The following is a 25,429-nucleotide window of genomic DNA, read 5'->3' as shown; positions in this document are numbered from 1 at the left end:
AGGTTACAATTGCCCATCCACAAGACCCGCGCTCGACCGCCTGGGTCAAAGAATCCCGCATTTTATCAGAGCACAGCCAATGAAATTGAAGATAAGGGCAATCCTCTCCATCGGTCTTTTCGGCATCTGCGCGGCGCTGGCGCATGCCCAGACGGCCCAGGAATTCGTGCTGAAGAACGGGATGAAGGTGGTCGTCAAGGAAGACCGCCGGGCGCCGACCGCGGTGCAGATGGTCTGGTACAAGGTCGGCTCCATCGATGAGCTCAACGGCACCACCGGCATCTCGCACGCGCTGGAACACATGATGTTCAAGGGCACCCGGAAGCACAAGGTCGGCGAATTCAGTCGCCTGGTGGCCGAGATGGGCGGCCAGGAAAACGCCTTCACCGCCAACGATTACACCGCCTATTTCCAGCAGATCGAAAAGTCCCATCTTGAAACCGTGATGGCGCTGGAAGCTGACCGCATGGCCAACCTGCAGTTCGACGCCGGAGAGTTCTCCAAGGAAATCCGCGTGGTCATGGAAGAGCGCCGCTGGCGCACCGACGACCAGCCCATGGGCCTGCTGAGCGAGGCGCTCAACGCCGCCGCCTGGACCGCGCATCCCTACCATCACCCGGTGGTGGGCTGGATGGACGACCTGCAGCACATGACCGTGCAGGACATCGCCGGTTGGTATCGCCAGTGGTACGCGCCCAACAACGCCACGCTGGTGGTGGCCGGCGACGTCGATGCACAGCGCGTGCTGGCCCTGGCCAACAAGTATTTCGGCAAGATCCCTTCCCACGCGCTGCCGCGCGAGAAGCCGCAGAACGAGCCGCAGCAGCTCGGGCTGCGCCGCGTGACGGTCAAGGCGCCGGCCGAGAACCCTTATGTGGTGCTGGGCTTCAAGGTGCCGGCGCTGCGCGACGTCGAGAAGGACCAGGAGGCCTACGCGCTGGATGTGCTGTCGGCCGTGCTGGACGGCTATGAGAACGCGCGCCTGACCGCCAACCTGGTGCGCACCGGCAACAAGGCCACCACGGTCGGCGCCAGCTACAGCGGCGTGGCGCGCGGTCCGGTGCTGTTCACGCTGGAAGGTAGCCCCGCCGAAGGCGTCACCACCGAGCAGCTGGAAGGCCTGCTGCGCGCCGAGGTCGAGCGCATCGCCAGGGAAGGCGTGTCGCCGCAGGAGCTGCAGCGCGTGAAGACGCAGCTGATCGCGGCCCAGGTCTACAAGCGCGACTCGGTGTTCGGCCAGGCCATGGAAATGGGCATGATGGAGACCACCGGCATCGGCCAGAAGAACATCGACCGCATCATCGACAAGCTCAAGGGCGTCACCCCCGAGCAGGTGCAGGCGGTGGCGCAGAAATACTTCAAGGACGACAACCTGACCGTGGCCACGCTGGTGCCGCTGCCGCTGGACGGCAAGAAGCCTGCCGCGCCGCCGCCGGGCATGCTGCATTGATTCGGGGTTTGCGTCGGTTGTCGGTGGTGTTGTAGTCGATCGGGTTCGCTGTTCTTCTCGGAGGAAAAACATGCCTGTCATCGTCGTCGCCAATCCCAAGGGCGGAGTCGGCAAGAGCACGCTGTCCACCAACCTCGCCGGTTATTTCGCCAGCCAGGGGCATGGCGTGCTGCTGGGCGATATCGACCGCCAGCAGTCGGCCCGCGCCTGGCTCAACATCCGCCCGCCGGAGGCGCGGCCGATCGCGACCTGGGAGGTCAGCGAAGACTACGTCGCCAAGCCGCCCAAGGGCACCAGCCATGTGGTGCTGGATACCCCGGCCGGCCTGCACGGCTGGCGCCTGAACGACGCCCTGAAGATGGCCGACAAGGTGCTGGTGCCGCTGCAGCCCTCGATCTTCGACATCCTCGCCACGCAGGATTTCCTGCGCCGGCTGGCCGACGAGAAGGCGGTGCGCAACGGCGAGATCGATGTCGGCATCGTCGGCATGCGGGTCGATGCGCGCACCCGCTCGGCCGAGCAGCTGCATCGTTTTATCGAGGGTTTGAAACTGCCGGTGCTGGGCTATCTGCGCGACACGCAGAATTACGTGCAACTGGCCGCGCATGGCCTCACGCTGTGGGATATCGCCCCTTCGCGCGTGCAACGCGACCTGGAGCAGTGGCAGCCGGTGCTGGAGTGGGTCGGCAAGAACAACGGCGGATGATCCGCCAGGGCGCCGCGCCGGCCTGGGCGGCGTCCATCGCTTTCAATTGGCATCTGGTTTTATGAAAAAATATTTCGGCATCCTGTTTGTTTCCCTGGGCTTTCTCGCCTCGGCGCCGGCCTCCGCCGCGCTGCAGATCCAGTCCTGGAACCAGTCCGACGGCGCGCGCGTGCTGTTCGTGGCGAACCACTCCATTCCCATGCTCGACGTCAGCGTGCAGTTCGACGCGGGCCAGCGGCGCGATCCGGCCGGCCGCGCCGGTCTGGCCGAACTGACCGCCGCCAGCCTGACGCGCGGCGTGGCCGGCGGCCAGGGCGGCGAGCTGAGCGAAGCGCAGGTACTGGACGGCTTTGCCGACGTCGCCGCCGAGCAGCACGCGGGCGCGGGGCAGGATCGCGCGGGCGTGAAGCTGCGCACGTTGTCGTCCCCGGCCGAGCGCGATGTCGCGCTGGGCTTGCTGGCGCGCATGCTGGCCCACCCCAGCTTCCCGCAGGCCGGCCTGGAGCGCGACAAGGCGCTGGCCATCTCCGGCATCCGCGAGGAGCTGACCAAGCCGGAAGCCATCGCCGAAAAAGCCTTCATGGCCGCCATCTACGGCAGCCACCCCTATGCGCAGGACGCCGGCGAAGCCAGCGTGCAGGCCATCACCCGCGACGATGTCGTGGCCTTCCACCGCGCCCACTACGTGGCCAACCGCGCCGTGATCGTGCTGATCGGCGACATCACGCCCGACCAGGCGCGACAGATCGCCGCCGGCCTGACGCGCGACCTGCCGCAAGGCGCGGCCCTGCCGGCGCTGCCCGAGGTCGCCGCGCCCCGGGGCGGCGAAACCCGCATCGCCCATCCTGCCTCGCAGTCGCACATCCTGATCGGCGCGCCGGCGATCAGGCGCGGCGACAACGATTTCTTCGCGCTGACCGTGGGCAACTACATCCTGGGCGGCGGCGGTTTCGTCTCGCGCCTGACCGACGAGGTGCGAGAGAAGCGCGGCCTGACCTACAGCGTCTACAGCGGCTTCTCGCCGCTGGCGCAGCCCGGCCCGTTCCAGATCGGCCTGCAGACCAAGAAGGAGCAGACCGGCGAAGCGCTGCAGGTGGTGCGCGCCACGCTGGACAAGTTCCTGAAGGACGGCCCGACCGCCGCCGAGATGAAGGCCGCCAAGGACAATCTCACCGGCGGTTTCGCCCTGCGTATCGACAGCAACGCCAAGCTGCTGGAGAACATCGCCGTGATCGGCTTCTACGGCCTGCCGCTGGATTATCTCGACCGCTGGATCGACCAGGTCCGCAACGTCAGCGTGTCGGACGTGCGCGCGGCCTTCCGCAGGCATGTGCATCCCGAGCAGCTGGCGACCGTGATCGTCGGCGAGGACGCGCAAGCCGCGCCTGCCGCACCGCCAGCACCGGCAGCGCCGACATCGAAGTAAGGGCGGCAGCATGAACAAGAGCAGCAAGAGCCGCCAGCCGGCCCGCCCAAGCCAGGGCAAGTCCGCCGCGCGCGGCCCGCACCAGGTGCGCATCATCGGCGGGCAGTGGAAGCGCACGCCGCTGCCGGTGCTGGAGGCCGAAGGGCTGCGCCCGACCCCGGACCGCGTGCGTGAGACCGTCTTCAACTGGCTCACCCACCTGCTGGACGGCGCCTGGGAGCAGCTTGCCTGCCTCGACCTGTTCGCCGGTTCCGGCGCGCTGGGCTTCGAGGCCGCCAGCCGCGGCGCGCGCCGTGTGGTCATGGTGGAGCAGGGCGGCCCGGCGGCGCGCCAGCTCGAGGCCAACCGCGACAAGCTCAAGGCCGATACGGTGGCCATCGTGCGCGGCGACGCGCTGGCCGCCGTGCGCAACGCCGCCCAGCGCGAGCCGGGCGCGTTCGGCCTGGTCTTCATCGATCCGCCCTACCACCAGGGCTGGCTGGAAAAGGTGCTGCCGTCCTGCGAGACGCTGCTGGCGCCGTCCGGGCTGGTCTATGCCGAGGCCGAGTTCGCGCTCGACGGCGAGCAGGCGCCGGCGTGGATGGCGGCCTGGGAGGTCGTGCGCTCGGATAAGGCGGGCATGGTGTTCTATCATTTATTGCAACGCAAAAGCGCCGCGCAAATTCAGGCATAATGCGCGTTCTGATTGAATTGCCGGTGAGGAGACACCATGGTCACTGCTGTATATCCAGGGACATTCGATCCGTTGACGCGCGGTCATGAGGACCTGGTCCGCCGCGCTTCCGGATTGTTCGACAAGCTGGTGGTCGGCGTAGCGGACAGCAAAAACAAGAAGCCGTTTTTTTCGCTCGAAGAGCGCCTGTCGATCGCCAATGAAGTGCTGGGACATTATCCGAATGTCCAGGTGGAAAGTTTTTCCGGGTTGCTGAAGGACTTCGTGCGCCAGAACAATGCGCGCGTCATCGTGCGCGGTTTGCGTGCCGTGTCCGACTTCGAGTATGAATTCCAGATGGCGGGCATGAACCGCTACCTGCTGCCGGACGTCGAGACCTTGTTCCTGACGCCGTCGGACCAATATCAGTTCATCTCGGGCACCATCGTGCGCGAGATCGCCCAGCTGGGCGGCGATGTCTCGAAGTTCGTATTTCCTTCGGTCGAAAAGTGGCTGAAGGCCAAGATAGCGAAGCAGAACGGCTGAGGCCTTTTGCGGTAGCCAATGTCAGGCAGGGTAGGGCAATGAAGCTGGTCGCAGGGAAGTTTGCAGGCAGTAAGGCGCAGCGCTTTGGCGCGTGCGCGAAGGAGCAGCCATGGCGCTGATGATTACCGATGATTGCATCAATTGCGACGTCTGCGAGCCCGAGTGCCCGAACGAGGCCATCTACATGGGCCCGCAGATCTATGAGATCAATCCGGACAAGTGCACCGAGTGCGTCGGCCATTTCGACGAGCCGCAGTGCCAGCAGGTGTGCCCGGTGGCCTGCATCCCGTTCGATCCGGCCTGGCGCGAAAGCCGCGAGCAGCTGATGGACAAATACGAACGCCTGCAGGCGCAGGCAAAGCAGGGCTGAGGCGGGGAAGCTCGCCCGAATCCTGAGGCTGTTTGCGGGAAGCCGGCATTGCCGGCTTTTCTTTTGCCCGGGCTCGGCGCTGGGGCGATATGCGCGACGCGGCATAAGCCTTATCAACGGCGCCAGCCCGCGCAGCGCACGGCCGCAATAGATTGAAGCGCTTGCCTTGCCGTTTTCCTTGCCGCTTCCCATCACAAGACACCACGATGCAACACATCCCCAAGCACGCCGTCGCGGCGCTGCTCCTCAATACCACCATCTGGGGCCTGTCCTGGACCGGCATGCGCGCGCTCGAAGGCATGGGCCTGCACCCGCTGTGGCCACGGCGGCCATCTTCGTCGGCTGCGCGGCCATGCTGCTGGCGCTCAAGCGGCGCGACATCCCGCAGCTGCTGCGCCATCCCGAGCTGCTGGGCGTGGCGCTGGCCACCGGCCTCACTAACGCCGCCTTCAATGTCGCCATCGCCTATGGCGACGTGGTGCGGGTGATCCTGTTGTTCTACCTGATGCCGATCTGGACCGTGGTGCTGGCGCGCGTGGTGCTGCACGAGGCCATCACGCCGCGCTCGCTGGGTCGGGTGGCGCTGGGCCTGGGCGGCGCGGTGATCGTGCTGTACCAGCCGCGTCTGGGCCTGCCGCTGCCGCAGACCTTGCCGGACTGGATGGCGGTGCTGGGCGGGCTGTCCTTCGCCATCAACAATGTGCTGCTGCGGCGCCAGCATGGCGTGTCCGACGGCGCGCGCGCCATCGCCATGCTGTCCGGCGGCGCCACGCTGGCCTGCCTGCTGGGGGTGGTCTTCTCGTTGTCGGGGCTGGTGGCCTGGCCGGTCGCGGTGCCGGGCGCGGCGTGGCCGCTGGTGGGCGTGTGGGCGGTGCTGTTCCTGGTGTCCAACCTGTGCCTGCAATACGGCGTGGCGCGCTTGCCGGCCAACATCACGGCGGTGGTGATGCTGGCGGAGATCCTGGTCGCCAGCCTGTCGGCCTGGTTGCTGGGAGCGGCCGAGCTGCGCCCGCAAGACCTGATCGGCGGCGCGCTGATCATCGCCGCGCCGTGGCTGATTCGCGACCGTCGCGCGGCGGCGCCGTCGGCAGCCTGAGCGATCAGTAAGCGGCCGAGAGCACCACGCGGTTGCGGCCGCTTTCCTTGGCCTGGTAAAGCGCCTGGTCGGCCGCCTTGAGCATGGCCTGCTTGACCTCTTCGGCCGTGCGGCTGCGATCCGGCGGCATCAGCGAGGCGGTGCCGATGGATGCGGTGATCTTCAGCGGATCACGCGACCCCTCGATCATGATGCCGCGGCTGGAGATGCCGGCGCGGATGCGTTCGGCGATGCGCGCCGCGTCCTCGCGCGTGGCGTGCGTCAGCAGCACCACGAACTCTTCGCCGCCGAAGCGGCCCAGCGCGTCCGACAGGCGCAGCTCCTTCTTGATGCGCGCGGCCACTTCGCGCAGCACGTCGTCGCCGCTCTGGTGGCCGTACTGGTCGTTGACCCGCTTGAAATGGTCGATGTCGATGAACAGGCAAGACAGGGCCGAGCGCTCGCGCTGGCCGCGCGCCACTTCCTCATGCATGCGCTGTTCGATGTAGCGGCGGTTGTTCACGCCGGTCAGCGGATCGGTCAGGCCGATGTGCTTCAGGCGTTCGTTGTTGATGACGTTTTCCAGGCAGATCGCGGCCACGGTGGCCAGGCGCTGGATGAAGTCGGTCGCCAGCGTGCGCGTGAAGCGTTCGCGGTAGGCGCTGCCCAGCGCCAGGTAGCCCAGCAGCCGGTGCTGGCGCACCAGCGGCAGCACCGCCACGCTGACCGGCTGGTAGCCGGGGAACAGCGGCTGGTGCAGCGCCGTGGCGTATTCGCCCAGGCGCGGCTTTTCCTGCGCCAGCGCGCGGCCGCCTTCGTCGGGGAAGTGGATCGGGCGCTTCAGGAACAGCAGGTTGGGGAATTCGTTCAGGCCGATCTGCAGGTCGCGCAGGATGCGCTGGATGGCGTAGTCATCGTCGATCAGCGACAGCGTCACCGTCTCCAGGTTGAACACGCCCGGCATGGTCGACAGCATGGCGTCGATCAGCTCGCGGAATTCGCTGGCGCCGATGAGCTTCAGGTCGAAGGCCTGGTGGCGTTCGATGATGGACTGGTTGATGTGCGCCTGCTGCAGCAGGTCCTGCAGCTCGGCCCGCAGCTGCTGGTTGTCGGCGATCAGCGTTTCCGTATCGACGGCGGATGTCATATGCGTTCTCCGGCGTTCGCCGGCCCCCCCATTGCTGCGCAAGCCGGTTGCCCGGCATCCCCATTTCCCATTTACCGTTTACCGCCGGCGCTGGTGGCGCCCGGCCTGGTCCTGCTGGCGGCTATATCGGCAGCGGCAACCCCGGTCTGAAGTCCCGCCGCGCAAAGCGCCGCCATCTTACCCGAATCTTCAGCAAGAAACGTTCCCGCAAGCGGGCGTCCCCGGCGGCTTCCCGGCCGCCTTGAGGCTGCCGTTTCAGGCCGCCTGCTGCGTGAAGAAACGTTGCCCCATCTCTTCCAGTCCCAGCGTGCGCAGCACCTCCTGCAGGCGCTCGGTCGGGCGCCGGCGCGGCAGGTCGCGGTACTGGGCGATGATCAGCTCGTTCTTCATCGAATGCTCCCAGCCCACCAGTTCGGTGACGCTGACCTTGTAGCCGTGCGCTTCCAGCTGCAGGCAGCGCAGCACGTTGGTGACCTGGCTGCCGAATTCGCGCGTATGCAGCGGATGGCGCCAGATCTCGGTGAGCGAATTGCCCAGCGACTTGCCCTTGTTACGGTTCAGCACCGAGGCCACCTCGGCCTGGCAGCACGGCACCAGCACGATGAAGCGCGCCTGCTTGGCCAGCGCGAAATGGATGGCGTCGTCGGTGGCGGTGTCGCAGGCGTGCAGCGCGGTCACCACGTCGATCTGCGACGGCAGGCGATCCGAGGTGATGGAGTCGGCCACCGACAGGTTGACGAAGGACATGCCGCCGAAACCCAGGCGCGCGGCCAGTTCCTCGGACTTCTTGACCAGCTCTTCGCGGGTCTCGATGCCGTAGATGTGCGGCGCGCCCTGCAGCGCCTTGAAGAACAGGTCGTACAGGATGAAGCCGAGGTAGGACTTGCCCGCGCCGTGGTCGACCAGCGTCACGTCCGGGTGCTGCTGCAGCACTTCGGCCAGCAGCGGCTCGATGAACTGGTAGAGGTGATAGACCTGCTTGAGCTTGCGGCGGCTGTCCTGGTTCAGCTTGCCGTCGCGCGTGAGGATGTGCAGCTCCTTGAGCAGTTCGATGGACTGGCCGGGGCGGATGTCATTGGCCAGGGGCGCAGCGTCGGCGACTTGCGGCGCGCGCTTCCCCTTGGCGTTGCTGCGGCCGGGTTCCGGGATGGCTTGCTTGCTCATGGTGCTGCTGTAAAAAGTGAAGCCGGCATGATAAACGCCGGCGATGACTGCTTGACGACAGGATGCCGCGCCGGGCGCGGCATCGGGCGGCTCTTAGACGTTGAACAGGAAGTTCATCACATCGCCGTCCTTGACGATGTATTCCTTGCCTTCGGCGCGCATCTTGCCCGCTTCCTTGGCGCCGGCTTCGCCCTTGCAGGCGATGTAGTCGTCAAAGGCGATGGTCTGGGCGCGGATGAAGCCGCGTTCGAAGTCGGTGTGGATCACGCCGGCGGCCTGCGGGCCGGTGGCGCCCACCGGCACGGTCCAGGCGCGCACTTCCTTGACGCCCGCGGTGAAGTAGGTCTGCAGGCCCAGCAGCTTGAAGCCGGCGCGGATCAGGCGATCCAGGCCCGGCTCTTGCATGCCCATGTCGGCCAGGAAGTCGGCCTTGTCAGCGTCGTCCAGGTCGGCGATCTCGGCTTCGATGGCGGCGCAGATGGCCACGATCGGGGCGTTCTGTTCCTTGGCGTAGTTGGTCAGCTGGTCCAGCAGCGGGTTGTCGGTGAAGCCGCTGTCGGAGACGTTGGCGACATACATGGCCGGCTTGGCGGTGATCAGGCACAGCGGCTTGATCAGCAGCATTTCTTCGGCGTCCAGGCCCAGCGCGCGCACCGGCTTGGCTTCGTCCAGCGCCGGCATGATGCGTTCGAGCAGCGCCACCAGCTTGGCGGCGTCCTTGTCGCCCGAGCGCGCCTTCTTCTGCTCGCGGTGGATGGCCTTCTCGACGGTGCCCATGTCGGCCAGCGCCAGTTCGGTCTGGATCACGGCGATGTCGTCCAGCGGGCTCACGCGGCCGGCCACGTGGATCACGTTGGGGTCTTCGAAGCAGCGCACCACGTTGACGATGGCGTCGGTTTCGCGGATGTGGGACAGGAACTGGTTGCCCAGGCCTTCGCCCTTGGAAGCGCCCGCCACCAGGCCGGCGATGTCGACGAACTCGACCGTGGCCGGCAGGATGCGCTCGGGCTTGACGATCTCGGCCAGCGCGTTGAGGCGCGGATCCGGCACTTCGACGATGCCGACGTTGGGTTCGATGGTGCAGAACGGATAGTTCTCGGCGGCGATGCCGGCCTTGGTCAGCGCGTTGAAGAGGGTGGATTTACCGACGTTGGGCAGGCCCACGATGCCGCATTTGAGGCTCATGACAAATTCTTCCGAAAGCAAAACCGCCATTGTATCAAGCCGCAGGGCGATGCCCTAGGGCTGGCTGCAGCGCATCAACGGCTTGTCGCGGCCCGGGGCGATGTTGAGACGATGCGTGTCGCCGCAAGGCTGTGCACGGCCCTTTTTCGTTGCGCGAATGCCACGGAATGGGAAATTGGTTGGATTTGTGAGGATTAACTGACTATCTCGTCAATAAGGCCGTTGCAATCAACGGTTTGCATCTTCGTCGAACTTGTAGGCAAGCTGTAAAGAACCGGCTTTTTCCTTGTGGGCGATTTACACGCAGTATTGCCTTCTTGAAAGCGATTTGTAAATTTTGCTCTACAATGTCGTCTTCCAAAAGAAAACGAAGAAATTCCCTTTGCCTAATATCGTAGAAATCCGCGATCTGCACTTCCGCTATGGCGACCGGCCTATCCTGACCGGACTCCATATGGACTTCCCGCGCGGGAAGGTGGTGGCGGTGATGGGCGGCTCCGGCTCCGGCAAGACCACCATCCTGCGCCTGATCGGCGGCCAGCTGCAGCCGCAGCAGGGCACGCTGGCGGTGGATGGCGAGAACGTCCCGGGACTGAACACGAAGCAGCTCTACGTGCTGCGCCGCAAAATGGGCATGCTGTTCCAGAACGGCGCGCTGTTCACCGACATGACGGTGTTCGACAACGTGGCCTTCCCCCTGCGCGAGCATACCGACCTGGACGAAGAACTGATTCGCGACCTGGTGCTGATGAAGCTCAACGCCGTCGGCCTGCGCAACGCCGCGGCCCTGAAGCCGGCCGAGATCTCCGGCGGCATGGCGCGCCGCGTGGCGCTGGCGCGCACCATCGCGCTCGACCCCTTGCTGATCATGTATGACGAGCCCTTCGCCGGCCTCGATCCGATTTCCATGGGCGTGACCGCCAACCTGATCCGCCGCCTGAACGACGCGCTGGGCTCGACCTCGATCCTGGTGTCGCACGACGTCAATGAATCCTTCTCGATCGCCGACTACGTGTATTTCCTGTCGGCCGGCAAGATCGTGGCGCAAGGCACGCCCGACGAGATGCGCACCTCCACCGATCCTTATGTGAAGCAGTTCGTGCACGCCGAGGCGGACGGCCCGGTGCCGTTCCACTATCCCGGCAAGTCGCTGGCCGACGATCTCGGACTGGGAGGTCGCCCATGATCGCCGGTCTTGGCCGCGCCGTGCGCGAGTTCGTGGTCGGCGTCGGTTTTGCGGCGCGCATGTTCGTCAACATGCTGGGCGCATCGGTCGGCCTGCTGCGCCGCCCGCGCCTGATCACCGACCAGATCCACTTCATCGGCAATTACTCGCTGGTGATCATCGCCGTCTCGGGCCTGTTCGTCGGCTTCGTGCTGGGCCTGCAGGGCTATTACACCCTCAACAAGTACGGTTCCGAGCAGGCGCTCGGCCTGCTGGTGGCGCTGTCGCTGACGCGCGAGCTGGGGCCGGTGGTGACCGCGCTGCTGTTCGCCGGCCGCGCCGGCACATCGCTGACCGCCGAAATCGGCCTGATGAAGGCCGGCGAGCAGTTGTCGGCGATGGAAATGATGGCCGTCAACCCGCTGCAGCGCGTGGTCGCGCCGCGCTTCTGGGCCGGCGTGATCGCCATGCCGGTGCTGGCGGCGATCTTTTCCGCGGTGGGCGTGATCGGCGGCTATGTGGTCGGCGTGCTGCTGATCGGCGTCGACGAAGGCGCCTTCTGGTCGCAGATGCAGGGCGGCGTGGACGTCTGGAACGACATCGCCAACGGCGTGCTCAAGAGCGTCGTGTTCGGCATCGCGGTGACCTTCGTGGCGCTGTTCCAGGGCTACGAGGCCCAGCCGACGCCCGAAGGCGTGGCGCGCGCCACCACCCGCACCGTGGTGATCGCGTCCCTGATGGTGCTGGGCCTGGACTTCCTCCTGACCGCGCTGATGTTCAGCTGAGAATGATGTGCGTCCCGCCGGGGGGCGACGATGAATAAAAAGGTATGACTATGCAACGTAAATCACTGGACGCCTGGGTTGGAATCTTCGTGCTGCTGGGCGTGGCCGCGCTGGCATTCCTGGCGCTCAAGGCCGGCAACATGAGCTCGCTGTCGTTCGGCCAGAAGACCTATGCGGTGAAGGCCAACTTCGACAACATCGGCGGCCTGAAGTCGCGCGCCGCGGTCAAGAGCGCCGGCGTGGTGGTCGGCCGCGTGGATTCGATCCGCTTCGACGACCAGACCTTCCGTGCCGTGGTCACCATCAACATGGACGACGGCTACAAGTTTCCCAAGGACAGCTCCGCCAAGATCCTGACCTCGGGACTGTTGGGAGAACAATACATCGGCATCGAGCCGGGTGGCGATACTGCCAACCTGGCAGCCGGAGATACCATTAAGATGACACAATCCGCGATTGTGCTGGAGAACCTGATCGGTCAGTTCCTCTACAGCAAGGCGGCAGAGGGAAAGGACGATAAATAATGAAAAACACCGCACGCATCGGCGCTCTGGCGCTGGCAGCAGCAGCCCTGACCGGCTGCGCCACCACCAACAATCCCAATGATCCGCTGGAAGGCTTCAACCGGACCATGTTCAGCTTCAACGACACGGTTGACACCTATGCGCTCAAGCCGGTCGCCCAGGCCTACGACACCGTAGTGCCGGATCCGGTCCAGACCGGCGTGGGCAACTTCTTCGGCAACATCGGCGACCTGTGGTCGTCGATCAACCAGCTGCTGCAGGGCCGCGTCGAACAGGGCGTGTCGACCTTCATGCGCGTGGCGATCAACACCACCTTCGGCCTGGGCGGCGTGCTGGACGTGGCGACCGAAGCCCGCCTGCCGCGCGAGAAGTCCGATTTCGGCCAGACCCTGGGCAAGTGGGGCGTAGGCTCCGGTCCTTACGTGGTGCTGCCGTTCTTCGGCCCGTCCACCGTGCGCGACACCGCCGGCCTGCCGGTCGACATGTATGGCGACCTGTGGACCTACAAGCGCCCGACCCGCTGGCGCAACGTGGGCACCGTGATCCGCATCGTGGATCGCCGCGCCCAGCTGCTGGACGCATCGACCCTGCTGGAAGACGCCGCGCTGGACAAGTACGACTTCGTGCGCGATGCCTACCTGCAGCGCCGCCAGTCGCAGATCTCCGGCGGCAGCTCCGGCAAGGAGCGCAAGGAAGACGCCATCAAGCCCTGATGCTGATGGCCTGAAAAGATTGGCCGTCGCGCAGGCTGCGCGCGGCGATCTTGAAATCCGCGCAAATCGCACAATCTGTAACTCCTGTGCCCATCTGTGACGGCGCAGGAACCCGGCCCTTCCATGGGCTTCGAAGGAATGTCGGCCGCTGGCGGGCGACCCCTTCAATCAAATGGACCAAGACCTATGAAGATGCTCAGCAAAATTTTCGCAATCGCCGCCTTCTCCGCGCTGGCGTTCTCCGGCACCGCCTCCGCCCAGGAAGCGCCCGACGCGCTGGTCAAGCGCATCAGTTCCGAAGTGCTGGACACCGCCAAGAGCGACAAGGACATCCAGTCCGGCAACAACAACCGCATCATGCAGCTGGTCGAGCAAAAGATCCTGCCGTATGTGGACTTCGAACGCATGACCCAGTTGGCGGCCGGCCGTTTCTGGCGCCAGGCCACGCCTGAGCAGCAAAAGCAGCTGATCACCGAATTCCGCAGCCTGCTGGTCTACACCTACTCGGGCGCGCTGTCGCAAGTGCGCGACCAGAAGATCGAATTCAAGCCGCTGCGCGCCGCGCCGACCGACACCGAAGTCGAAGTCAATTCGCAGGTGATCTCCTCGCGCGGCGGCGAGCCGATCCAGCTCAGCTATCGCCTGGAAAAGAAGGCCGACGGCTGGAAGCTGTATGACGTCAACGTGCTGGGCGCGTGGCTGGTGGAAGCCTACAAGGGCACCTTCGCCAGCGAGATCAACAAGGGCGGCATCGACGGCCTGATCAAGGCCCTGTCGGACAAGAACAAGCAGCTGGCGGCCCGCGCCGCCAAGAAGTAAGCCGACCTGCGACCGAAAGTTGATCATGTTCAAGCCGGGCTCACAGCTGACCGTCAACAACGCCACCGCCGTCCTGCGCGACGGCCTGGCGGCGATCGCCGCCGGCCAGTCCGGCATCGACGTCAGCGCGGTGGCGGTGGTCGATTCCTCGGCCGTGGCCACGCTGCTGGCCTGGCGCCGGGCTGCGCAACAGCGCGGCGCGGCGCTGGACTTCGGCGTCCTGCCGGCCAACCTGCAGAGCCTGGCCGACCTCTACGGCGTATCGGCGCTGCTGCACGGCGCTCCCGCCGCACCCACCTCCGCCACCGACCGACACTGATCCGGTCTTCCCGATCTTCCCGGTATTGCGTTCCCGGCCGCCGCCTTTCGCCGGCGCCGCCGCCCGGAAAATCGAATTCCCCTATAATCATCGGTTTTTGCAGGCGCTTCGCGGCGTTCGTCCACCGGACTTCCTTCCCCTGAACGCGGCCCCCGGGCCGGGCAAAGCGATTTAAGCGATTGATCGCGGCACAGGCCGCCAATCCGGTTAATCCAACGACAACAAAGCGGCATCGCGCCCAGCCTTTCCCGCCCCGGCGGCGCAAGAGGCCGCGATGCCGGGGCGAGGCAGACAGCGAGTTTTCCTGTTTCCTTATTTTTCTGGCAAGCAACGAATTGAACGGGCGATAGGCAATGGCCGCTCTGCAAATCAATGACATCAAGAAACGCTACCAGTCGCTGCAAGCGCTGGGCGGCGTTTCGCTGGCGATCGAAGAAGGCGAGTTCTTCGGTCTGCTGGGCCCCAACGGGGCCGGCAAGACCACGCTGATCTCCATCATCGCCGGCCTGAACCGGGCCGATTCCGGCAACGTCACCATCCATGGCCACGACGTGGTCAGCGACTATCGCGCAGCGCGCATGAAGCTGGGCGTGGTGCCGCAGGAACTGGTGTTCGATCCCTTCTTCACCGTACGCGAGACCTTGCGCATGCAATCGGGCTATTTCGGCCTGAAGAACAACGACAAGTGGATCGACGAGGTGATGGAGAACCTCGACCTCACCAACAAGGCCGACACCAACATGCGCGCGCTGTCGGGCGGCATGAAGCGCCGCGTGCTGGTGGCGCAGGCGCTGGTGCACAAGCCGCCGGTGATCGTGCTGGACGAACCCACCGCCGGCGTGGACGTCGAGCTGCGCCAGACGCTGTGGCATTTCATCGGCCGCCTGAACCGCGAAGGTCACACCATCGTGCTGACCACCCACTACCTGGAAGAGGCGCAGGCGCTGTGCAACCGCATCGCCATGCTGAAATTCGGCAAGGTGGTGGCGCTGGACTCGACCGAAGGCCTGATCCGCCGCATTTCCGGCTCGCAGATGGTGCTGCGCCTGAAGAGCGGCAGCCTGCCGGACGGCCTGAAGGCGCTGGTGACCCACCCCGAGGAACTGCTCTCGGGCAACAAGTTCACGCTGCGCGTGACCGATTACAAGGAAGTCGAACCCATCCTGGCCACGTTGCGCGCCGCCGGCGCCGAGATCGACGATCTGCAGCTGCAGCAGGCCGACCTGGAAGACGTCTTCATCCAGATCATGGGAGATGAAAAATGACCGGATTCCAGACCCTGTTCTACAAGGAAATCCTGCGCTTCTGGAAGGTCGCCACGCAAACCGTGACGGCCCCCATCGTGACCGCGCTGCTGTACCTGCTGATCTTCGGCCATGTGCTGCAGGATCGCGTGCAGGTCTATCCGGGCGTGCAATACACCGGCTTCCTGGTGCCGGGCCTGGTGATGATGAGCGTGCTGCAGAACGCCTTCGCCAACAGCTCGTCCTCGCTGATCCAGTCCAAGATCACCGGCAACCTGGTGTTCGTGCTGCTCACGCCCTTGTCGCACTGGGAGCTGTTCGGCGGCTACGTGCTGGCGGCGGTGGTGCGCGGCCTGATCGTGGGCGCCGGCGTGTTCGTGGTGACCGCCTGGTTCGGCCACCTGGACTTCGTCGCGCCGCTGTGGATTGCGGTCTTTGCGATCCTGGGCGCGGGCATCCTGGGCACCATGGGGCTGATCGCCGGCATCTGGGCCGAGAAGTTCGACCAGCTGGCGGCGTTCCAGAATTTCCTGATCGTGCCGCTGACTTTCCTGGCCGGCGTGTTCTATTCGATACACTCGCTGCCGCCGTTCTGGCAGGCGGTGTCGCATTTCAACCCGTTTTTTTATATGATCGATGGCTTTCGCTACGGGTTCTTCGGCCAGTCCGACATCAATCCCATGATCAGCCTGGGCATCGTCGCCGTCTTCCTGCTGGCGCTGTCCACCCTGGCGGTGCGAATGCTGAAGAGCGGCTACAAGCTGCGCGCCGGCTCCCACTGACATCGAGCCGCTGATCCTGCGCCGCCATCCACCCTTGTGAAGAGCCGAACCATGCTACCCACACCCGAACTCGTCAAAAGCTACATCGTCGCCGGCCTCGAATGCCGCCATATCGAAGTCGAAGGCGACGGCCAGCACTTCACCGCCGTCATCGTCTCCGACGCCTTCGCCGGCAAGCGCCTGATCCAGCGCCACCAGCTGGTCTACGCCGCGCTGGGCGACCGCATGCGCGAAGAGATCCACGCGCTGTCGATGAAGACCCTGACTCCCGAAGAATTCCAGAAATAAGGCAATAACATGGACAAGCTCCTGATCCGCGGCGGCAAGCGCCTCTCCGGCGACGTCACCATCTCCGGCGCCAAGAACGCCGCGCTGCCCATCCTGTGCGCCGGCCTGCTGACGGCCGACGACCTGCGCCTGAGCAACGTCCCGCACCTGCAGGACGTGCTCACCATCACCAAGCTGATGAAGCAGATGGGCCTGCGCGTGCAGGAAGAGGGCGATGCGATGATCCTCAACGGCAACGACATCACCAGACTGGAAGCGCCCTATGAGCTGGTCAAGACCATGCGCGCCTCGATCCTGGTGCTGGGCCCGCTGCTGGCGCGCTTCGGCGAAGCCAAGGTGTCGCTGCCGGGCGGCTGCGCCATCGGCTCGCGTCCGGTGGACCAGCACATCAAGGGCATGCAGGCCATGGGCGCCGAGATCCACATCGACGGCGGCTACATTTACGCCAAGGCCAAGCGCCTGAAGGGCGCGCGCATCGTCACCGACATGATCACCGTGACCGGCACCGAGAACCTGCTGATGGCGGCGGTGCTGGCCGAGGGCGAGACCATCCTGGAAAACGCCGCGCGCGAGCCGGAAGTGGGCGACCTGGCCAATCTGCTGGTGAAGATGGGCGCCAAGATCGAAGGCATCGGCACCGACCGCCTGGTGATCCAGGGCGTCGACAAGCTGCACGGCGCCACCCATGAAGTGATCGCCGACCGCATCGAGACCGGCACCTTCCTGTGCGCGGTGGCGGCCGCCGGCGGCGACGTCACGCTGCGCCGCACCCGTTCGGGCCTGCTGGACGCGGCGCTGGACAAGCTGCGCGAAGCCGGCGCCATCCTCACCTCGGGCGAGGACTGGATCCGCATCCAGATGGCGCGCCGCCCCAAGGCGATCAGCTTCCGCACCACCGAATATCCGGGCTTCCCGACCGACATGCAGGCGCAGTTCATGGCGCTGAACTGCATCGCCGAAGGCACCAGCCACGTCACCGAAACCATCTTCGAAAACCGTTTCATGCACGTGCAGGAGTTGAACCGCCTGGGCGCGGCCATCGACATCGAGGGCAACACCGCCATCGTCAAGGGCGTGGACAAGTTCCACGGCGCCCCGGTGATGGCCACCGACCTGCGCGCGTCGGCCTCGCTGGTGATCGCCGGCCTGGCCGCCGAAGGCGAGACCGTGGTCGAGCGCATCTACCACCTCGACCGCGGTTACGACCGCATGGAAGCGAAACTGTCGGCCATCGGCGCCGACATCCAGCGCGTCAAATAAGCACCTGAAGAAGCAAACGACATGACCCAACAACTGACGCTGGCGCTCTCCAAGGGCCGCATTTTCGAAGAAACCCTGCCGCTGCTCAAAGCCGCCGGCATCACCGTGTCCGAGGATCCGGAGTCCTCGCGCAAGCTGATCCTGCCGACCAACGACCCCAACGTGCGCGTGATCATCGTGCGCGCCTCCGACGTGCCGACCTACGTGCAATACGGCGCCGCCGATTTCGGCGTGGCCGGCAAGGACGTGCTGCTGGAGCACGGCGGCGAAGGCCTGTACCAGCCGATCGACCTGAACATCGCCAAGTGCCGCCTGTCGGTGGCGGTGCAAGAGGGCTTCGACTACGCCAACGCGGTGCGCCAGGGCGCGCGCCTGCGCGTGGTGACCAAGTACGTCAAGACCGCGCGCGAGCACTTCGCCGCCAAGGGCGTGCACGTCGACCTGATCAAGCTGTACGGCTCGATGGAGCTGGGCCCGCTGGTGGGCCTGTCGGACGCCATCGTCGACCTGGTCAGCACCGGCGGCACGCTGCGCGCCAACAAGCTGGTGGAAGTCGAGCACATCATCGACATCTCCTCGCGCCTGGTGGTGAACCAGGCCGCGCTGAAGTTGAAGCGCGAGCGCCTGCAGCCCATCCTCGACGCGTTCGAGAAGGCCTCGCAGGCCAAGTAAGACCATTCAGATTTCGCTGTATTTGCAGGTGACCCCATGAGCATTGCCATCCGAAAACTCGATTCCGCCGACGCCGGCTTCCGTGACAAGCTGTCGGCCGTGCTGGCCTTCGAGGCCAGCGAGGACGAAGCCATCGACCGCGCCGCGGCGACCATCCTGGCGGATGTGAAGGCGCGCGGCGACGCCGCGGTGCTGGAGTACACATGGCGCTTCGACCGCCTGCCGGGCCAGCCGGCCGCATCGCTGGCGGCGCTGGAAATCGGCCAGCAGGCCTTGCAGGCCGCACTGGCCAGCCTGCCCGAAGCGCGCCGCGCGGCGCTGCAGACCGCGGCCGACCGCGTGCGCGCCTATCACGAGCGGCAGAAGAAGGAATGCGGCTCGGACGGTTTCCTGTACACCGAAGCGGACGGCACCGAGCTGGGCCAGAAGGTCACGCCGCTGGACCGCGTGGGCATCTACGTGCCGGGCGGCAAGGCCGCCTATCCGTCGTCGGTGCTGATGAACGCGATCCCGGCCAAGGTGGCCGGCGTGCAGGAAGTCATCATGGTGGTGCCCACGCCTGACGGCGTGCACAACGAGCTGGTGCTGGCCGCGGCCGCCATTGCCGGCGTCGACCGGGTGTTTACCATCGGCGGCGCGCAAGCCGTGGGCGCGCTGGCCTATGGCACCGCTACCATCCCGCAGGTGGACAAGATCGTCGGTCCGGGCAATGCCTACGTGGCCGCCGCCAAGCGCCGCGTGTTCGGCATCGTCGGCATCGACATGATCGCCGGCCCCTCCGAGATCCTGGTGATCTGCGACGGCACTACCGATCCCGACTGGATCGCCATGGACCTGTTCTCCCAGGCTGAGCACGACGAGCTGGCGCAATCCATCCTGCTGTGCCCGGACGCCGCGTACATCGCCAAAGTCGAGGCCTCGATCAACAAATTGCTCGACGCCATGCCGCGCAAGGAAGTGATCCGTACCTCGCTGACCGACCGCGGCGCGCTGGTGAAGGTGCGCGACATGGATGAGGCCTGCGAGATCGCCAACGCCATCGCCGCCGAGCACCTGGAAATCTCCGCGGAAGAACCGCAGCAGTGGGCCGACAAGATCCGCCACGCCGGCGCCATGTTCCTCGGCCGCTACTCCTCCGAATCGCTGGGCGACTACTGCGCCGGTCCCAACCACGTGCTGCCGACCTCGCGCACCGCGCGTTTCTCGTCGCCGCTGGGCGTGTACGACTTCCAGAAGCGCTCCAGCGTGATCCGCGTGTCCGAAGCGGGCGCCCAGACCCTGGGCCGGGTCGCCGCCGAGCTGGCCTATGGCGAGGGCTTGCAGGCTCACGCCCGCTCCGCCGAACTGCGGCTGAAGTGATGCGATGACGGCAGCCTCCGACCCCCTGGCAGGCGAAGGCTGGCTGGATCGCGTGCATTGCGAGGATGCGCTGCAGGGCTTGCAGCGCATTCCCGACGGCAGCATCGACCTGCTGATCGCCGACCCGCCCTACGGGCTGGGCAAGGACTACGGCAACGACTCCGACAAGCTCGACACCGTCGAGTACCTGCGCTGGACCGAGCAGTGGATCGACGCCGCGCTGCCCAAGCTCAAGGCCAACGGCAGCCTCTATATCTTCCTCACCTGGCGGTATTCGCCGGAAATCTTCGTCATGCTCAAGCAGCGCATGACCATGATCAACGAGATCGTCTGGGATCGCCGCGTGCCCTCCATGGGCGGCAGCACCCGGCGCTATTCGTCGGTGCACGACACCATCGGTTTCTTCGCCGCCGCGCGCGACTACTTCTTCGACCTCGACGCCATCCGCATTCCCTACGACGAACAGACCAAGAAGGCCCGCTCGCGCGCCATCTTCGTCGGCGCCAAGTGGCTGGAGATGGGCTACAACCCCAAGGATGTGTGGAGCGTGTCGCGCCTGCACCGCGAACACAAGGAACGCGCCGACCACCCCACGCAAAAGCCGCTGGAAGTGGTGGAGCGCATGGTGAAGGCCTCCTGCCCGCCGGGCGGCGTGGTGCTGGACCCCTTCATGGGCAGCGGCACCACCGCGGTGGCGGCGCGCCGCTGCGGCCGGCGCTTCGCCGGCTTCGAACTCAATCCCGACTACTGCGAACTGATCCGCCAGCGCCTGGCCGCGCTGGCCCCATCGAACCAACAAGATGAACAAGTCACCGGCTGATCCTGCTTCCTGCGAACAACTGATTGCCGGCGTGATCCGTCCGATGGTGCGCGGCTGGCAGGCCTACCATGTGCCGCCGGCCGAGGGCCTGCTCAAGCTGGACGCGATGGAGAACCCCTACACCCTGCCGCCCGAGCTGCACGCCGCACTGGCGCAGCGCCTGGCGGCCACCGGGCTGAACCGCTACCCGGTGCCCGGCTATACGCGCCTGAAGCAGGAGATCTGCCGCCGGCTGGGCGTGCCCGAGGGCTACGACGTGCTGCTGGGCAACGGCTCCGACGAACTGATCTCGATGCTCTCGGTCGCCTGCGCGGTGCCGGGCGCCAAGGTGCTGGCGCCGGAGCCGAGCTTCGTGATGTACCAGGTCTCGGCGCTGGCGGCCGGGCTGGAATACGTCGGCGTGCCGCTGCGCGCGGATTTCACGCTGGACCTGCCGGCCATGCTGGCGGCGATGGACGCGCATCGCCCGGTCATCACCTACCTGTCGTATCCGAACAATCCCACCGGCACCCTGTTCTCCGAAGAGCAGGTGCTGAAGATCGTCGAGGCCGCCGCGCCCTATGGGCTGGTGGTGGTGGACGAGGCCTACCAGCCGTTCGCCGAGACCAGCCTGATGCGCGAGTTGCCGCGCTTCAACAACCTGGTGGTGATGCGCACCGTCTCCAAGCTGGGCCTGGCCGGCATCCGCCTGGGCTACATGTCGGCCGCACCGGCCTTGTTGCGCGAATTCGACAAGGTGCGCCCGCCGTACAACATCAATGTGCTGACCGAGGCGGCCGCCCTGTTCGTGCTGGAGCATCTCGAGGTGCTGGAGGCGCAGGCCGCGGCGCTGCGCCAGGCGCGCACCCGCCTGATGGCGCAGCTGGCGGCGCTGGACGGGGTGACGGTGTTCCCGTCGGCTGCCAATTTCGTGTTGATCCGGGTCCCGGATGCCGATAAAGTCTTCGCCGCGATGTTCGCGCGTAAGGTGCTGGTCAAAAATGCCGGTAAAATGCATGTATTGCTGCGAAACTGTTTGCGCGTAACCGTCAGCACAGAAGAAGAAAACACCGCCTTCCTGGCGGCCCTGCGAGCGGCGCTGCAAGAGTTGTAAAGCCGCGTCCGAGCACCACCTAGGTAAAACCCAACCGTTTGAACCCCGCCTCACCCTGACCATGTCTACACCGAGAACCGCGGAAGTCGTCCGCAATACCAACGAGACGCAGATCCGCGTTGCGATCAACCTGGACGGAACCGGCAAGCAGTCGCTCGACACCGGCGTGCCTTTCCTCGACCACATGCTGGACCAGATCGCGCGCCACGGCCTGATCGACCTGGACATCCAGGCCAAGGGCGACCTGCATATCGACGCGCACCACACGGTGGAAGACGTGGGCATCACCCTGGGCATGGCCTTCGCCAAGGCCATCGGCGACAAGAAGGGCATCCGCCGCTACGGCCATGCCTACGTCCCGCTGGACGAGGCGTTGTCGCGCGTGGTGATCGACTTCTCCGGCCGTCCCGGCCTGGAATACCACATCCCGTTCACGCGTTCGATGATCGGCGCCTTCGACGTCGACCTGACCAGCGAATTCTTCCACGGCTTCGTCAATCACGCGCAGGTGACCCTGCACGTGGACAACCTGCGCGGCGTCAACGCGCACCACCAGTGCGAAACCGTGTTCAAGGCCTTCGGCCGCGCGCTGCGCATGGCCATCGAGCTCGATGCGCGCGCCGCGGGTACGATTCCGTCCACCAAGGGCAGCTTGTAATCTCCGGCATTCATCCGGCAATCACCTGGCATTTCGGCGCAAGAACGCGCCGCCATCTTCGATATGAATAAAATTGTTGTAGTGGATTACGGCATGGGCAACCTGCGCTCGGTGGCGCAAGCCCTGCACCATGTCGCGCCCGAGGCCGATGTTCGCATCTCCGGCGAAGTCGCCGACATCCGTTCGGCCGACCGCGTGGTGCTGCCCGGCCAGGGCGCCATGCCGGACTGCATGCGCTGCCTGCGCGAATCCGGCCTGCAGGAAGCGGTGGTCGAGGCCTCGCGCAGCAAGCCGCTGTTCGGCGTGTGCGTGGGCGAGCAGATGCTGTTCGACTGGAGCGAAGAGGGCGACACGCCCGGCCTGGGCCTGCTGCCCGGCAAGGTGGTGCGCTTCGAGCTGGACGGCGTCACCCAGGACGACGGCTCGCGCTTCAAGGTGCCGCAGATGGGCTGGAACCACGTGCGCCAGACCTCGCAGCATCCCCTGTGGGACGGGATTGCCGACAATGCCTACTTCTATTTCGTGCACAGTTTCTACGCAGTGCCGGCCGAGCGCGCCCATGTCGTGGGCGAAACGCCCTATGGCCGCGACTTCGCCTGCGCGGTCGCCCGCGATAACATCTTTGCAACCCAGTTCCACCCGGAAAAAAGTGCCTCCGCGGGTTTGCAGCTGTATCGGAATTTCGTACACTGGAAGCCTTGATTTTTGCCTTTCCGGCAAGATCCGGCCGCAAAGCCGGCTTCATTCATTCAACTAACTGACTAGTCATACCGTAGCCATGCTGCTTATACCCGCCATCGACCTGAAAGACGGTCATTGCGTCCGCCTCAAACAAGGCGATATGGAACAAGCCACCGTCTTCTCCGAAGATCCGGCAGAAATGGCCTTGCACTGGTTGAAGCAGGGCGCACGCCGGCTGCACCTGGTCGACCTGAACGGCGCGTTCGCCGGCAAGCCCAAGAATGAAGCTGCCGTGAAGTCCATCCTGAAGGTGGTCGCCGATTTCGCCGAGGAAAACGACGTCGACGAGATCCCCGTGCAGCTGGGCGGCGGCATTCGCGACCTCGACACCATCGAGCGCTACCTGGACGACGGCTTGTCCTACATCATCATCGGCACCGCCGCGGTGAAGAACCCCGGCTTCCTGCACGACGCCTGCAGCGCCTTCCCGGGCCAGATCATCGTCGGCCTGGACGCCAAGGACGGCAAGGTCGCCACCGACGGCTGGAGCAAGCTCTCCGGCCACGAGGTGGTCGACCTGGCGCAGAAGTTCGAAGGTTATGGCTGCGAAGCCATCATCTACACCGACATCGGCCGCGACGGCATGATGGGCGGCGTCAACATCGAAGCCACCGTGCGCCTGGCGCAGGCGGTGTCGATTCCCATCATCGCGTCGGGCGGCGTGCACAACATCCACGACGTGGAAGCGCTGTGCCGCGTGGAAGACGAGGGCATCGAGGCGGTCATCTGCGGCCGTTCCATCTATGAAGGCACGCTCGACCTGCGCAGCGGCCAGGATCGCGCCGACGAACTGACGCAGGCCCTGGAAGCCAACCGCGTTGCCGGCGGCAAATAAGGTAAACAATGGCCCTCGCTAAACGCATCATCCCTTGCCTGGACGTGACCGCCGGTCGCGTCGTCAAGGGCGTCAATTTCCTCGAGCTGCGCGATGCCGGCGACCCGGTCGAAATCGCGCGCCGCTATGACGAGCAGGGCGCCGACGAGCTGACCTTCCTCGACATCACGGCCTCTTCCGACGGCCGTGACCTGATCCTCGACATCATCGAGGCGGTCGCCTCCCAGGTCTTCATTCCGCTGACGGTAGGCGGCGGCGTGCGCGCGGTCGACGATGTGCGTCGCCTGCTCAACGCCGGCGCCGACAAGGTCGGCATCAACACCTCCGCCGTGACCAATCCGCAGCTGGTGGCCGACGCCGCCGGCAAGTACGGCTCCCAATGCATCGTGGTGGCGATCGACGCCAAGCGCGCCGGCGACGGCAAGTGGGAGGTCTACACCCACGGCGGTCGCAAGGCCACCGGCCTGGACGCGGTGGAATGGGCGCGCAACATGGCGCGCCTGGGCGCCGGCGAAATCCTGCTCACCAGCATGGACCGCGACGGCACCAAGAGCGGCTTCGACCTCGACCTGACCCGCGCGGTATCGGAAGCGGTCAGCATTCCGGTGATCGCCTCGGGCGGCGTCGGCGGCCTGCAGGACCTGGCCGACGGCGTGACCAAGGGCAAGGCCGACGCCGTCCTGGCCGCCAGCATCTTCCACTATGGCCAGCACACCGTGCAGGAAGCCAAGCGCTTCATGGCCGACCAGAACATTTCCATGAGGCTGGCATGAGCATCAGCGCCAAATGGTTGAACAAGGTCAAATGGGACGAGGTCGGCCTGGTGCCGGTGATCACCCAGGAGGTCGGCAGCAACGATGTGCTGATGTTCGCCTGGATGAACCGCGAGGCGCTGGCCCGGACCGTCGAGATTGGCCAGGCCGTCTACTGGAGCCGTTCGCGCAAGAAGCTGTGGCACAAGGGCGAGGAGTCCGGCCACTTCCAGAAGGTGCATGAGATCCGCCTCGACTGCGACGAAGACGTGGTGCTGCTCAAGGTCGAGCAGGTGGCCGGCATCGCCTGCCATACCGGTCGCCACTCCTGCTTCTTCCAGAAGTTCGAGGGCAGCGCCGATAGCGGCGAATGGCAGACCGTGGAGCCTGTGCTGAAGGACCTGCAGCCGGGCGCCGGCGGCGTGGCCGCAGCCTCGACCCCGGCAGCCGCCGAGAAGGCCGACAAGCCCAAGCGCACCCGCAAGAGCACAGCCTCCAAACCGGCCGATACCGACAAGACCCCATCATGAGTGAAACACTGAAGCGACTGGCGGAAGTCATCGAGTCGCGCAAGCTGGCCAACGGCGGCAATCCCGAGAAATCCTACGTCGCCAAGCTGTTTTCCAAGGGCGACGACGCCATCCTGAAGAAGATCGGCGAGGAAGCCACCGAGACCGTGATGGCCGCCAAGGACGCCCGCGTCTCGGGCGACAAGTCCAAGGTGCTCTACGAGTGCGCCGACCTCTGGTTCCATTCCATGGTGCTGCTGGCCCAGTTCGACCTGAAGCCGCAGGACGTGCTCAACGAACTGGCGCGCCGCGAAGGCCTGTCCGGCCTGGAAGAAAAAGCCGCGCGCAAGGACTGAGCCGGCGTCACCAT

At 65.5% G+C, this 25,429-nt stretch carries 30 protein-coding genes; 27 read left to right on the top strand and 3 right to left on the bottom strand.

Annotation, left to right across the window (positions count from 1 at the left end; genetic code table 11):
* Positions 1–79: 79 nt before the first annotated feature.
* The 7 genes from CEJ42_RS17330 to CEJ42_RS17300 all read left to right on the top strand — a co-directional run bounded on the left by CEJ42_RS17330 (position 80) and on the right by CEJ42_RS17300 (position 6,246).
* On the top strand, positions 80–1,450 hold the full coding sequence (locus CEJ42_RS17330) for a M16 family metallopeptidase (protein ID WP_088751958.1): 1,371 nt from the start codon (positions 80–82) through the stop codon (positions 1,448–1,450).
* 70 nt (positions 1,451–1,520) lie between these two features.
* The gene (locus CEJ42_RS17325) at positions 1,521–2,156 is read left to right on the top strand and encodes a ParA family protein (RefSeq protein ID WP_079218078.1); all 636 of its coding nucleotides are present in this window, start codon (positions 1,521–1,523) and stop codon (positions 2,154–2,156) included.
* 61 nt (positions 2,157–2,217) lie between these two features.
* On the top strand, positions 2,218–3,582 hold the full coding sequence (locus tag CEJ42_RS17320; protein ID WP_088751957.1) for a M16 family metallopeptidase: 1,365 nt from the start codon (positions 2,218–2,220) through the stop codon (positions 3,580–3,582).
* A gap of 10 nt (positions 3,583–3,592) precedes the next feature.
* A complete protein-coding gene (gene rsmD / locus CEJ42_RS17315) occupies positions 3,593–4,255 on the top strand; it encodes a 16S rRNA (guanine(966)-N(2))-methyltransferase RsmD (RefSeq protein ID WP_088751956.1) in 663 nt (220 codons plus the stop codon).
* Positions 4,256–4,291: 36 nt separating this feature from the next.
* Complete coding sequence (coaD, locus tag CEJ42_RS17310; RefSeq protein ID WP_079218081.1) at positions 4,292–4,780, top strand: pantetheine-phosphate adenylyltransferase; 489 nt, start codon at positions 4,292–4,294, stop codon at positions 4,778–4,780.
* A gap of 109 nt (positions 4,781–4,889) precedes the next feature.
* Entirely contained in the window at positions 4,890–5,150 is a 261-nt protein-coding gene (locus CEJ42_RS17305; protein WP_079218082.1) for a YfhL family 4Fe-4S dicluster ferredoxin, read from the top strand.
* Positions 5,151–5,466: 316 nt separating this feature from the next.
* Positions 5,467–6,246 carry a DMT family transporter gene (locus tag CEJ42_RS17300; RefSeq protein ID WP_338064262.1) on the top strand — a complete coding sequence of 260 codons (780 nt, stop codon included), beginning with the start codon at positions 5,467–5,469 and terminating at the stop codon, positions 6,244–6,246.
* A gap of 4 nt (positions 6,247–6,250) precedes the next feature.
* On the opposite strand, the gene CEJ42_RS17295 is transcribed toward CEJ42_RS17300, so the two are convergent.
* The 3 genes from CEJ42_RS17295 to ychF all read right to left on the bottom strand — a co-directional run bounded on the left by CEJ42_RS17295 (position 6,251) and on the right by ychF (position 9,721).
* Positions 6,251–7,372, bottom strand: a complete 1,122-nt coding sequence (locus CEJ42_RS17295; RefSeq protein WP_079218084.1) for a GGDEF domain-containing protein — start codon at positions 7,370–7,372, stop codon at positions 6,251–6,253.
* A gap of 255 nt (positions 7,373–7,627) precedes the next feature.
* On the bottom strand, positions 7,628–8,536 hold the full coding sequence (locus tag CEJ42_RS17290; RefSeq protein WP_079218085.1) for a class I SAM-dependent methyltransferase: 909 nt from the start codon (positions 8,534–8,536) through the stop codon (positions 7,628–7,630).
* 93 nt (positions 8,537–8,629) lie between these two features.
* Positions 8,630–9,721 carry a redox-regulated ATPase YchF gene (ychF, locus tag CEJ42_RS17285; RefSeq protein WP_079218086.1) on the bottom strand — a complete coding sequence of 364 codons (1,092 nt, stop codon included), beginning with the start codon at positions 9,719–9,721 and terminating at the stop codon, positions 8,630–8,632.
* Positions 9,722–10,103: 382 nt separating this feature from the next.
* Here ychF and CEJ42_RS17280 point away from each other — a divergent pair, with 382 nt between their 5' ends.
* The 20 genes from CEJ42_RS17280 (at position 10,104) to CEJ42_RS17185 (ending at position 25,415) form a co-directional block, all read left to right on the top strand.
* Complete coding sequence (locus CEJ42_RS17280) at positions 10,104–10,907, top strand: ABC transporter ATP-binding protein (RefSeq protein WP_175354687.1); 804 nt, start codon at positions 10,104–10,106, stop codon at positions 10,905–10,907.
* Positions 10,904–11,671: a lipid asymmetry maintenance ABC transporter permease subunit MlaE gene (gene mlaE / locus CEJ42_RS17275; protein ID WP_079218088.1), complete on the top strand. Its 768-nt coding sequence runs from the start codon at positions 10,904–10,906 to the stop codon at positions 11,669–11,671. Before CEJ42_RS17280 ends, mlaE begins: the two co-directional genes overlap by 4 nt.
* A 50-nt stretch (positions 11,672–11,721) precedes the next feature.
* A complete protein-coding gene (gene mlaD, locus CEJ42_RS17270) occupies positions 11,722–12,195 on the top strand; it encodes an outer membrane lipid asymmetry maintenance protein MlaD (RefSeq protein WP_079218089.1) in 474 nt (157 codons plus the stop codon).
* Positions 12,195–12,908, top strand: coding sequence for an MlaA family lipoprotein (locus tag CEJ42_RS17265; protein WP_088751955.1), 714 nt, complete (start codon positions 12,195–12,197; stop codon positions 12,906–12,908). Before mlaD ends, CEJ42_RS17265 begins: the two co-directional genes overlap by 1 nt.
* A gap of 186 nt (positions 12,909–13,094) precedes the next feature.
* The gene (locus CEJ42_RS17260) at positions 13,095–13,727 is read left to right on the top strand and encodes an MlaC/ttg2D family ABC transporter substrate-binding protein (protein WP_088751954.1); all 633 of its coding nucleotides are present in this window, start codon (positions 13,095–13,097) and stop codon (positions 13,725–13,727) included.
* A gap of 25 nt (positions 13,728–13,752) precedes the next feature.
* A complete protein-coding gene (locus CEJ42_RS17255) occupies positions 13,753–14,046 on the top strand; it encodes an STAS domain-containing protein (protein WP_088752023.1) in 294 nt (97 codons plus the stop codon).
* A 353-nt stretch (positions 14,047–14,399) separates the two neighbouring features.
* The gene (locus tag CEJ42_RS17250) at positions 14,400–15,311 is read left to right on the top strand and encodes an ABC transporter ATP-binding protein (protein WP_079218092.1); all 912 of its coding nucleotides are present in this window, start codon (positions 14,400–14,402) and stop codon (positions 15,309–15,311) included.
* Positions 15,308–16,072, top strand: a complete 765-nt coding sequence (locus tag CEJ42_RS17245) for an ABC transporter permease (protein ID WP_088751953.1) — start codon at positions 15,308–15,310, stop codon at positions 16,070–16,072. Before CEJ42_RS17250 ends, CEJ42_RS17245 begins: the two co-directional genes overlap by 4 nt.
* A gap of 51 nt (positions 16,073–16,123) precedes the next feature.
* Complete coding sequence (locus tag CEJ42_RS17240) at positions 16,124–16,360, top strand: BolA family protein (RefSeq protein ID WP_079218094.1); 237 nt, start codon at positions 16,124–16,126, stop codon at positions 16,358–16,360.
* A 9-nt stretch (positions 16,361–16,369) separates the two neighbouring features.
* Positions 16,370–17,620, top strand: a complete 1,251-nt coding sequence (murA, locus tag CEJ42_RS17235; protein WP_079218095.1) for a UDP-N-acetylglucosamine 1-carboxyvinyltransferase — start codon at positions 16,370–16,372, stop codon at positions 17,618–17,620.
* A 21-nt stretch (positions 17,621–17,641) separates the two neighbouring features.
* Positions 17,642–18,292 carry an ATP phosphoribosyltransferase gene (gene hisG / locus CEJ42_RS17230; protein WP_079218096.1) on the top strand — a complete coding sequence of 217 codons (651 nt, stop codon included), beginning with the start codon at positions 17,642–17,644 and terminating at the stop codon, positions 18,290–18,292.
* A 36-nt stretch (positions 18,293–18,328) separates the two neighbouring features.
* Complete coding sequence (gene hisD, locus CEJ42_RS17225) at positions 18,329–19,651, top strand: histidinol dehydrogenase (protein WP_088751952.1); 1,323 nt, start codon at positions 18,329–18,331, stop codon at positions 19,649–19,651.
* Positions 19,652–19,655: 4 nt separating this feature from the next.
* Positions 19,656–20,471 carry a DNA-methyltransferase gene (locus CEJ42_RS17220; RefSeq protein ID WP_088751951.1) on the top strand — a complete coding sequence of 272 codons (816 nt, stop codon included), beginning with the start codon at positions 19,656–19,658 and terminating at the stop codon, positions 20,469–20,471.
* Positions 20,452–21,564 (top strand): histidinol-phosphate transaminase, encoded by a 1,113-nt coding sequence (hisC, locus tag CEJ42_RS17215; protein WP_088751950.1) that lies wholly within the window; start codon positions 20,452–20,454, stop codon positions 21,562–21,564. Before CEJ42_RS17220 ends, hisC begins: the two co-directional genes overlap by 20 nt.
* A gap of 61 nt (positions 21,565–21,625) precedes the next feature.
* Complete coding sequence (hisB, locus tag CEJ42_RS17210; RefSeq protein ID WP_079218100.1) at positions 21,626–22,222, top strand: imidazoleglycerol-phosphate dehydratase HisB; 597 nt, start codon at positions 21,626–21,628, stop codon at positions 22,220–22,222.
* Positions 22,223–22,285: 63 nt separating this feature from the next.
* Positions 22,286–22,924: an imidazole glycerol phosphate synthase subunit HisH gene (gene hisH, locus CEJ42_RS17205; RefSeq protein ID WP_088751949.1), complete on the top strand. Its 639-nt coding sequence runs from the start codon at positions 22,286–22,288 to the stop codon at positions 22,922–22,924.
* 76 nt (positions 22,925–23,000) lie between these two features.
* Complete coding sequence (gene hisA, locus CEJ42_RS17200; protein ID WP_079218102.1) at positions 23,001–23,798, top strand: 1-(5-phosphoribosyl)-5-[(5-phosphoribosylamino)methylideneamino]imidazole-4-carboxamide isomerase; 798 nt, start codon at positions 23,001–23,003, stop codon at positions 23,796–23,798.
* An 8-nt stretch (positions 23,799–23,806) separates the two neighbouring features.
* A complete protein-coding gene (gene hisF / locus CEJ42_RS17195) occupies positions 23,807–24,571 on the top strand; it encodes an imidazole glycerol phosphate synthase subunit HisF (RefSeq protein ID WP_079218103.1) in 765 nt (254 codons plus the stop codon).
* The gene (hisI, locus tag CEJ42_RS17190) at positions 24,568–25,080 is read left to right on the top strand and encodes a phosphoribosyl-AMP cyclohydrolase (protein WP_088751948.1); all 513 of its coding nucleotides are present in this window, start codon (positions 24,568–24,570) and stop codon (positions 25,078–25,080) included. The genes hisF and hisI overlap by 4 nt, the downstream gene beginning before the upstream one ends.
* Positions 25,077–25,415, top strand: a complete 339-nt coding sequence (locus tag CEJ42_RS17185) for a phosphoribosyl-ATP diphosphatase (protein ID WP_079218105.1) — start codon at positions 25,077–25,079, stop codon at positions 25,413–25,415. Before hisI ends, CEJ42_RS17185 begins: the two co-directional genes overlap by 4 nt.
* Positions 25,416–25,429: the final 14 nt, after the last annotated feature.

The sequence above is a fragment of the Herbaspirillum robiniae genome (assembly GCF_002213415.1).
Classification (GTDB): domain Bacteria; phylum Pseudomonadota; class Gammaproteobacteria; order Burkholderiales; family Burkholderiaceae_D; genus Herbaspirillum; species Herbaspirillum robiniae.
Note: the sequence above shows the minus strand (reverse complement) of the source record. Positions and strands in the feature narration are given on the sequence as shown.

Bases quoted from the DNA above. Each gene is read 5' to 3' on its own strand.
- CEJ42_RS17260 (WP_088751954.1), top strand. From the start codon at position 13,095: ATGAAGATGCTCAGCAAAATTTTCGCAATCGCCGCCTTCTCCGCGCTG.
- CEJ42_RS17325 (WP_079218078.1), top strand. From the start codon at position 1,521: ATGCCTGTCATCGTCGTCGCCAATCCCAAGGGCGGAGTCGGCAAGAGC.
- CEJ42_RS17255 (WP_088752023.1), top strand. From the start codon at position 13,753: ATGTTCAAGCCGGGCTCACAGCTGACCGTCAACAACGCCACCGCCGTC.
- mlaE (WP_079218088.1), top strand. From the start codon at position 10,904: ATGATCGCCGGTCTTGGCCGCGCCGTGCGCGAGTTCGTGGTCGGCGTC.
- CEJ42_RS17290 (WP_079218085.1), bottom strand. From the start codon at position 8,536: ATGAGCAAGCAAGCCATCCCGGAACCCGGCCGCAGCAACGCCAAGGGG.
- coaD (WP_079218081.1), top strand. From the start codon at position 4,292: ATGGTCACTGCTGTATATCCAGGGACATTCGATCCGTTGACGCGCGGT.
- hisF (WP_079218103.1), top strand. From the start codon at position 23,807: ATGGCCCTCGCTAAACGCATCATCCCTTGCCTGGACGTGACCGCCGGT.
- hisB (WP_079218100.1), top strand. From the start codon at position 21,626: ATGTCTACACCGAGAACCGCGGAAGTCGTCCGCAATACCAACGAGACG.
- CEJ42_RS17240 (WP_079218094.1), top strand. From the start codon at position 16,124: ATGCTACCCACACCCGAACTCGTCAAAAGCTACATCGTCGCCGGCCTC.
- CEJ42_RS17305 (WP_079218082.1), top strand. From the start codon at position 4,890: ATGGCGCTGATGATTACCGATGATTGCATCAATTGCGACGTCTGCGAG.
- rsmD (WP_088751956.1), top strand. From the start codon at position 3,593: ATGAACAAGAGCAGCAAGAGCCGCCAGCCGGCCCGCCCAAGCCAGGGC.
- CEJ42_RS17295 (WP_079218084.1), bottom strand. From the start codon at position 7,372: ATGACATCCGCCGTCGATACGGAAACGCTGATCGCCGACAACCAGCAG.
- hisC (WP_088751950.1), top strand. From the start codon at position 20,452: ATGAACAAGTCACCGGCTGATCCTGCTTCCTGCGAACAACTGATTGCC.
- CEJ42_RS17245 (WP_088751953.1), top strand. From the start codon at position 15,308: ATGACCGGATTCCAGACCCTGTTCTACAAGGAAATCCTGCGCTTCTGG.
- CEJ42_RS17265 (WP_088751955.1), top strand. From the start codon at position 12,195: ATGAAAAACACCGCACGCATCGGCGCTCTGGCGCTGGCAGCAGCAGCC.
- hisH (WP_088751949.1), top strand. From the start codon at position 22,286: ATGAATAAAATTGTTGTAGTGGATTACGGCATGGGCAACCTGCGCTCG.
- murA (WP_079218095.1), top strand. From the start codon at position 16,370: ATGGACAAGCTCCTGATCCGCGGCGGCAAGCGCCTCTCCGGCGACGTC.
- mlaD (WP_079218089.1), top strand. From the start codon at position 11,722: ATGCAACGTAAATCACTGGACGCCTGGGTTGGAATCTTCGTGCTGCTG.
- CEJ42_RS17185 (WP_079218105.1), top strand. From the start codon at position 25,077: ATGAGTGAAACACTGAAGCGACTGGCGGAAGTCATCGAGTCGCGCAAG.
- CEJ42_RS17250 (WP_079218092.1), top strand. From the start codon at position 14,400: ATGGCCGCTCTGCAAATCAATGACATCAAGAAACGCTACCAGTCGCTG.
- CEJ42_RS17220 (WP_088751951.1), top strand. From the start codon at position 19,656: ATGACGGCAGCCTCCGACCCCCTGGCAGGCGAAGGCTGGCTGGATCGC.
- ychF (WP_079218086.1), bottom strand. From the start codon at position 9,721: ATGAGCCTCAAATGCGGCATCGTGGGCCTGCCCAACGTCGGTAAATCC.
- hisG (WP_079218096.1), top strand. From the start codon at position 17,642: ATGACCCAACAACTGACGCTGGCGCTCTCCAAGGGCCGCATTTTCGAA.
- CEJ42_RS17330 (WP_088751958.1), top strand. From the start codon at position 80: ATGAAATTGAAGATAAGGGCAATCCTCTCCATCGGTCTTTTCGGCATC.
- hisA (WP_079218102.1), top strand. From the start codon at position 23,001: ATGCTGCTTATACCCGCCATCGACCTGAAAGACGGTCATTGCGTCCGC.
- hisI (WP_088751948.1), top strand. From the start codon at position 24,568: ATGAGCATCAGCGCCAAATGGTTGAACAAGGTCAAATGGGACGAGGTC.
- CEJ42_RS17320 (WP_088751957.1), top strand. From the start codon at position 2,218: ATGAAAAAATATTTCGGCATCCTGTTTGTTTCCCTGGGCTTTCTCGCC.
- hisD (WP_088751952.1), top strand. From the start codon at position 18,329: ATGAGCATTGCCATCCGAAAACTCGATTCCGCCGACGCCGGCTTCCGT.